7 protein-coding genes are annotated in these 5,860 nt (G+C 60.5%); 4 read left to right on the top strand and 3 right to left on the bottom strand.

The genetic code is table 11. From position 1 onward, the window contains the following. Positions 1-158 precede the first annotated feature (158 nt). Together LAT62_RS15680 and LAT62_RS15675 are read right to left on the bottom strand one after the other, a co-directional pair. Complete coding sequence (locus LAT62_RS15680; RefSeq protein ID WP_293386057.1) at positions 159-1,997, bottom strand: ATP-binding protein; 1,839 nt, start codon at positions 1,995-1,997, stop codon at positions 159-161. Further along, on the bottom strand, positions 1,994-2,647 hold the full coding sequence (locus tag LAT62_RS15675; protein WP_293386055.1) for a response regulator transcription factor: 654 nt from the start codon (positions 2,645-2,647) through the stop codon (positions 1,994-1,996). The genes LAT62_RS15680 and LAT62_RS15675 overlap by 4 nt, the downstream gene beginning before the upstream one ends. Before the next feature lie 210 nt (positions 2,648-2,857). Between LAT62_RS15675 and LAT62_RS15670 the strand changes: the two genes are divergently transcribed. The 4 genes from LAT62_RS15670 to LAT62_RS15655 all read left to right on the top strand — a co-directional run bounded on the left by LAT62_RS15670 (position 2,858) and on the right by LAT62_RS15655 (position 5,649). Continuing rightward, entirely contained in the window at positions 2,858-4,690 is a 1,833-nt protein-coding gene (locus tag LAT62_RS15670) for a hypothetical protein (RefSeq protein ID WP_293386053.1), read from the top strand. Between the two features lie 14 nt (positions 4,691-4,704). After that, on the top strand, positions 4,705-4,857 hold the full coding sequence (locus LAT62_RS15665) for a hypothetical protein (protein ID WP_293386051.1): 153 nt from the start codon (positions 4,705-4,707) through the stop codon (positions 4,855-4,857). Positions 4,858-4,990: 133 nt separating this feature from the next. Continuing rightward, on the top strand, positions 4,991-5,233 hold the full coding sequence (locus LAT62_RS15660; RefSeq protein ID WP_293386049.1) for an antitoxin: 243 nt from the start codon (positions 4,991-4,993) through the stop codon (positions 5,231-5,233). 20 nt (positions 5,234-5,253) lie between these two features. Next, the gene (locus tag LAT62_RS15655; RefSeq protein ID WP_293386047.1) at positions 5,254-5,649 is read left to right on the top strand and encodes a type II toxin-antitoxin system VapC family toxin; all 396 of its coding nucleotides are present in this window, start codon (positions 5,254-5,256) and stop codon (positions 5,647-5,649) included. Positions 5,650-5,660: 11 nt separating this feature from the next. Here LAT62_RS15655 and LAT62_RS15650 read toward each other — a convergent pair. Next, on the bottom strand, positions 5,661-5,860 hold a 200-nt coding region (locus LAT62_RS15650), incomplete at its 5' end, for a hypothetical protein (protein ID WP_293386045.1).

Genomic DNA, 5,860 nt, shown 5'->3' with positions numbered 1-5,860 from the left:
CTCGCTGCTTGCGATCCTGCCGTTTGGCATGACGCAAGCGGCCGAGGGCCAGGCAATCTGGACATGGGCAGCGCTGGGTTAAGGAACTGCCCGGCTTTTATCAGGTACGGAGAACTCGGCAAAGGTCGAGTTTTGATATCGGAGACCGATGAGGACTTTCAGGGGCAAGCGGAAAGGGCATAATTCAACGCCTGCTCCGGGTCCCGGGCCACGTCAGGCAACCTGGTTGGCAGGTGAATTTCAACCTGCGTTCCCTCCCTTACGGCTTCAATCCGGATTCTGCCGCCAAGAGTTGCTACTCGCCGGTGCATGCTGTCCAGACCCATGCCGCGACGATTGGGGTTTTGGGGAAAGGGTATTCCCGTGTTTTGCACGACGATCAGGGCTCCCCCGTTGGTGCCTTCACTACCTTGCACCCGGATCTCCCGCGTCTGGCCATGCTTGACTGCATTGGTGATCGCTTCCTGAATGATGCGCAAAAGGTTCAATGCATGGGTGGGCGTTACTCCGTAGATGTCCGGCAGCCTGACCATGGTCCATTGCAGTTCGATGCCCAGTCGCCTGAGCTGTCGTTCGAGTCGCTCACGCAGCCCGGCGAGCGCAAGGGGTAATTCATTGTCGTTAATGTCCAGAGAATGGATGACCAGGCGCAGGTCTTCCAGTGCCTCGCGGGCGGTCATACCGATCGCCGACACCTGCTCGCGCTCCGACTGCGCAATGATGGAAACCAGATGGCCGGACAATCCGTCATGAAGATTGCTGGTCAGATTCTGTCGCTCTTCGGATCGCACCCGCGCGGTCGAGCGATTTCGCTCTTCCTCATGAAGCCGGTTGAGTTGACGCTCCTGGTCTGCCAGTCGCTCGGTCAGATAGGCATTGGCCCCATCCAACAGGTTCAGGCTGGTGCCCAGCCGGCGCATGAGGATCATGGCCAAGGCGATCAGAAACAGGGGTCGATAGTAGACGGATAGAAACACCGGGCCATCCAGAAACGACAAGACGGTGGCCAGATCGTGGATGGCCGCGACAATGACCATTGACAGCGGGAGCAGCAGTAACCAGGCCTCGGCGTGTCGCTCTCTGCCGGCGACCCAGGCCAGAAAGACCAGGCTGGCCAGTATGAATGCGATGGCCAGCAGGCTGTTTGCCGCCACCAGCAGCCGTTCAGGGAAAAAGCCAACCAATGACATTGCCATGATGCCGGCCGGCAGCAGCAGCGCCATCCGTTTCAGCCATTTCGGCGGCGAGCGACCCGCCAGCAGCATGACCACGATCAGCGTGCTGATGGCCGCAACCAGGCTCCCTGACGAGATGAAAGGTACCAGGGCAAGGACCTGAGGCAGCAGGTCCCGAACCAGGCCCAGATAAGGCAACATGGACAGGCCAAGTACAAGTGCCATCCAGCTGAACAGACTATCGCCAGGCCGGTGAACCCAGACCACAAGCACTGCCAGCATCATCAGAAACTGGCCGGCAAGGACCATCATCTTGAGATGCTCGAGGATAAATATCCGCAGGCGATAGCGAGGCCCCAGTTCAGTTGCGTCGCCAACGTAGGCCGTGGCCAGATAGGCCGGCGTGAAGCCGCGGGATTCCAGCTGGATCAGGATATCGTTGTGGCCTTCCTGCAACAGCGTTGTTGGCAGGTGAATCATGATTGGAATGCCGGAGGCCAGGCCGGCCATTGCGGTGCGATGCTCGGAGTCCGCAATCGGGACGCCGTTTAGCGAGACGGTAACCCGTTCTCGCACTAGCGGAATGTAGAAGTAGACGCTGGCTACCTTGTCCAGCTGAAAACTGAGGCGATAGCGGGCAGGCGCTGAGCCGGGCCGAACTGTTAGTGGCAGCGCTACGGGATGTTCGATGCTGTCTCCGATGCGGCTAGCCGAGGTGATGGCGAGCGCGTCCTCAGGTACAGGCAGCGTCAGCCAAAGCGGCATGGTGACCACAATCGCGATCATGACCCACAGCGCGGCGAAGCCCAGGCTGCGCATCATGATCTCAACAGCCCCCAGCGCTGGGCTTCATACACGGCCTCCGAGCGGTTGTTGGCACTGAGCTTGCGATAGATGTTCTTGATGTGTACCGGCACGGTCTGGTGAGAGATGCCCAGCCATTCGCCCAACTCCGCATAGGTAAACCCTTTGGCGATCCCCTGCAGGATTTCCACTTCCCTGGGTGTGAGCCTGGGCGCCTGGCCTTCGGGTGCCGCCTTGCTCATGCGCCGGACCAGAACCCGGGCAATGGCGGTGGAGATCGGTGAGCGCCCGGCGCGGAGTTCCTCTATGGCTTCGATGAGTTCGAAGGACTCGGCATCTTTGAGCAAATAGCCGGCCGCGCCCGCTTCTATGGCGTCCAGAACGCTGTTCTCGTCGGCCAGGGCCGTAATCACCATGGCCTCGGCTTCGGTATGCAGCTCGCGCAAGCGGCGGATGGCCTGCGCACCATGCCCATCGGGCAAGTCCAGGTCTGCGATCAGCAAATCCACGGAAGTGGTCTGCAGTACTTCCAGTGCCTGTTGCAGTGTTGCGCAGGAGGCGACAAGGCATGCGCCAGACCACTGATCCATGATTCGGGCAAAACGCTCTCTCAGCGCCTGGTTGTCCTCCAGGAGAAGGATGCGCAGGGGGATGAACTCTTCGGCCATTGATTCGCTTCTGTACGCGCTTGCCCCGCCCCTGCTGGCGCCAGTATACCCAGTTCATGGTATGGCGCCTGATTTCGTTCTGGCTATGATCGTTGTGGGTTCAGGTTGGCGACGTCAAGGGCTCGGAATGGCAGAGCCGGTGGCCTGGAGCTCGATGCCCCATGCCGGGTTCAGAAGGCAGCTCAATATCGCAGTTTTGGAGGGTTTCAGATGCAACTTCACACCAGCGCCTTTAGCGCCTTGATCACCTGCCTGGGCCTGACGCTAGTCGCCCCGGCCTTCTCCGACGACGGCCGTGGAAGCCAGGTGGTCCAGAGGGGTGGGTTCTCGATAGCAGCTTGTGGCGGGGACCGCCTGTTTCATGACCGCTTCGAGATTGCTGGCCAGTTGCCCGATCCCACGCAGTTCCCGGCTTACCAGCAGCTTCGGCGTGACGTGCTGATCAACGCTGACCTGTGGGATAGCGAGTTGAAGATTCTCTCGGCCGGCTTTGGGTTCGAGGGAATCCAGGGTGTGCCGGGGCTGACCGGTGCCAATCTGCAAGCGGCCATCGACGCCGGCGCCGGTGTCAACCTGGACTGGGCCCAACTGAATCCCATGCCGCCCCTGCGCAATATCACCTCTGCGGGTTCCGTGCTGGGAATCGCTTTTGCGGGTTTTGGTAGCTACGTCTGCCTGGCCGATGCCATGCCGATCGTTTTCAGCTGGCCGGTGCTGCCCAGCAGCGTCTCGCCCGAAGCGGTAGCGATCACGCTCAATACCGGCGAGGTTGTGACACCGGTGGCGGCGGCGTTGAATCCGAACTACGACTACAACGAGCGTCATGTCATCGTGGTGTTCGGCGAATTCGGCAATCGAATCCCGCCTGGCCAGCCCGGGTCCGTGCACCCGGTACAGGTTGACATCGTGGCGGCCAAGATCGAACCGAAGGCGGTCGGTCCGGAGGGTCCGGTTTCCATGGTCGGGCTATCTTCCCCCTCAAGCAATCCCTACGAAGCCGGACCCGCCCTGGTCGGGGCCAAGCTGACCCGTTTTTCGCCGGTCGGTGATTTTCCTCCGCCTGCCCTGGCCAATTCGTTCCCGAATGATGCCTACTCCCACTTCGGCGAGGATGCCCAGTACCGGCTGCGCCTGTTTACCTCGGGCGGCTTTTCGCCCGACGGAGTCAGCGGATTGTTGCCCGATGATTTCCCGCGGTTTTTCAGGCTGCACGCGCTGGATGCCGAAGGCGAGCCGGTCTTGATTGATGAAGAGGGTGTCACCTACGATCTTGGCGACGGCAGCCTGACAGTGCTTGGCCTGGCCGAGGTGGGTGAACCGGTAGACGAACCCGCCGACCGTGCTTACTACGTCGAGGATCACGACAACTACTTTGACATCGTTCTTAAGGGTGATGAAACTGCGATGGTGCGGCTTACCCATGTCGAGATCCCGACCTCCGCAGTCCCCGGCTATTTTGATATTTACAACCCGGGTGGGCCGGGTCGGACGCCGGATCCGGATACCATCTACACCGAACCCAGCGCAGCCCAGATGCAGGTGATCGACCTCAGCCTGGACGACCTGCGGACAGTCAGCTTCGCCGAGCAGGACCTGGATGCCTACGACCTGGACGATGACATGCCGGTGGTGTTCCGGCTTCGGTCTGCGGATGGTCCGGATCGATTCACCAGCAGTTCGATTACGGCACGCCTCTGGATCGACCAGGAGGGCCTTGACTATGCCGGCATCGATTTTCCCAACGAGATGCTGCGGCCGGCGGTCTCCGAAGTCCGGGTTTTTGTCCGCACCGATGGCAGTGATCGAATCTACACGCTGGATGCGGCCGAGCAGGCTGCGCTTTCCGGCCCGGACAGTGGCTGGGCGGACGGTGGACCAGCGTTCGGGGCTTTTGCCACCGAACAGCTGGGCTCGGTTCCGGTCTACCGTTTCTTTGACCCGGCGACGGAGCGGCACTTGTTCACGCCAGACCTGTCGGATGGTGCGGCCATGAACCTGATCGGCGTCGCCTGGTTCGCCGCCCGGCTGCGCCCGGGTCATTAAACTGGGCCACGCGCTTGCCAACCTCCTCTGCACAATGGCAGCTTTATGCTGGACCCGCCCTTACCGCCGCGTCGAACCAGCAGATCAATCTCGCCATTCGCCTGATCGAAAATGGCGGCGAGGGCAGCGTGGAAATCGCCCTCCGGCGCATTGTGCTGGAGCGCTGAGGAGCCTTCGAACCCTGCATCTCCTGGGATCTGTGGCTTCTCACGGATTCTCAGGGTCTCAATCAAAGGGCCATTGACATGATGCATATGGTGGCATATGCTTAGGCCTATACTCGCCACGGAGGATGCGTCAATGTCTACATCAGAGCGGCATGTTCGCCTGTTTCGCAACGGGCGCAATCAGGCGTTGCGCATCCCTCGCGAGTATGAACTTGAGGGAGAGGAGGCCATCATCCGCAAGGAGGGTGACCGGCTAATCGTGGAGCCCGTGCGCAAGGGTCGGTTGCTGGCTCTGCTTTCGACCATGACGCCGCTTAAAGAGTACTTTCCGAATGTCGATGAAGACCTGCCCGCACAGGATGATGTGACGCTGTGAGTGGCAGGCCGACCTATCTGTTGGACACCAACATCATTTCCGATTTGATCCGAAATCCGCAGGGTGCAGTAGCAAACCGTATTGCGGCCGTCGGCGAGGACAGCATCGCCACCAGTATTGTGGTTGCTGCAGAACTTCGCTATGGCGCCGCCAAATCGGGGGCTAGCAAGCTTGCCGACCGGGTCGAGCTTTTGCTCTCTGCCATAGAGGTGCTGCCTCTTGATTCACCGGCCGACCGCCGGTACGCGCAGCTACGCGACGACCTGACACGCCAGGGCATGCTTATCGGACCCAACGACCTGCTGATCGCCGCCCATGCTCTGGCTGAAGAATTGACGCTGGTTACTGACAATGTGCGTGAGTTTTCACGAGTCTCTACGCTGGCGGTCGAAAACTGGCTGCGTCAAAAGGCGTAACGATACCTTCGCTAATCGTGCCCCATGCAGGATGGTGAGGTGCCGGAAGCCTGAGGCGCCAGCAAATCCGGCCAGCCGTACTTTTCCCAGGCCGCCACCAGGCCAATCCGCTGGGCAAAGGGCAGGAACTCGGGGTGCAGCCGGATCTGGCGGATTGGTTCGATATCGGCCCACAGCGACATCAGGCAATACATGTTGGCCGGGGTGATCT

The sequence above is a fragment of the Natronospirillum sp. genome (assembly GCF_022565775.1).
Classification (GTDB): Bacteria; Pseudomonadota; Gammaproteobacteria; order Pseudomonadales; family Natronospirillaceae; genus Natronospirillum.
The sequence above is the reverse complement of the archived record's forward strand: the minus strand, read 5'-3'. Positions and strand labels throughout refer to the sequence as shown.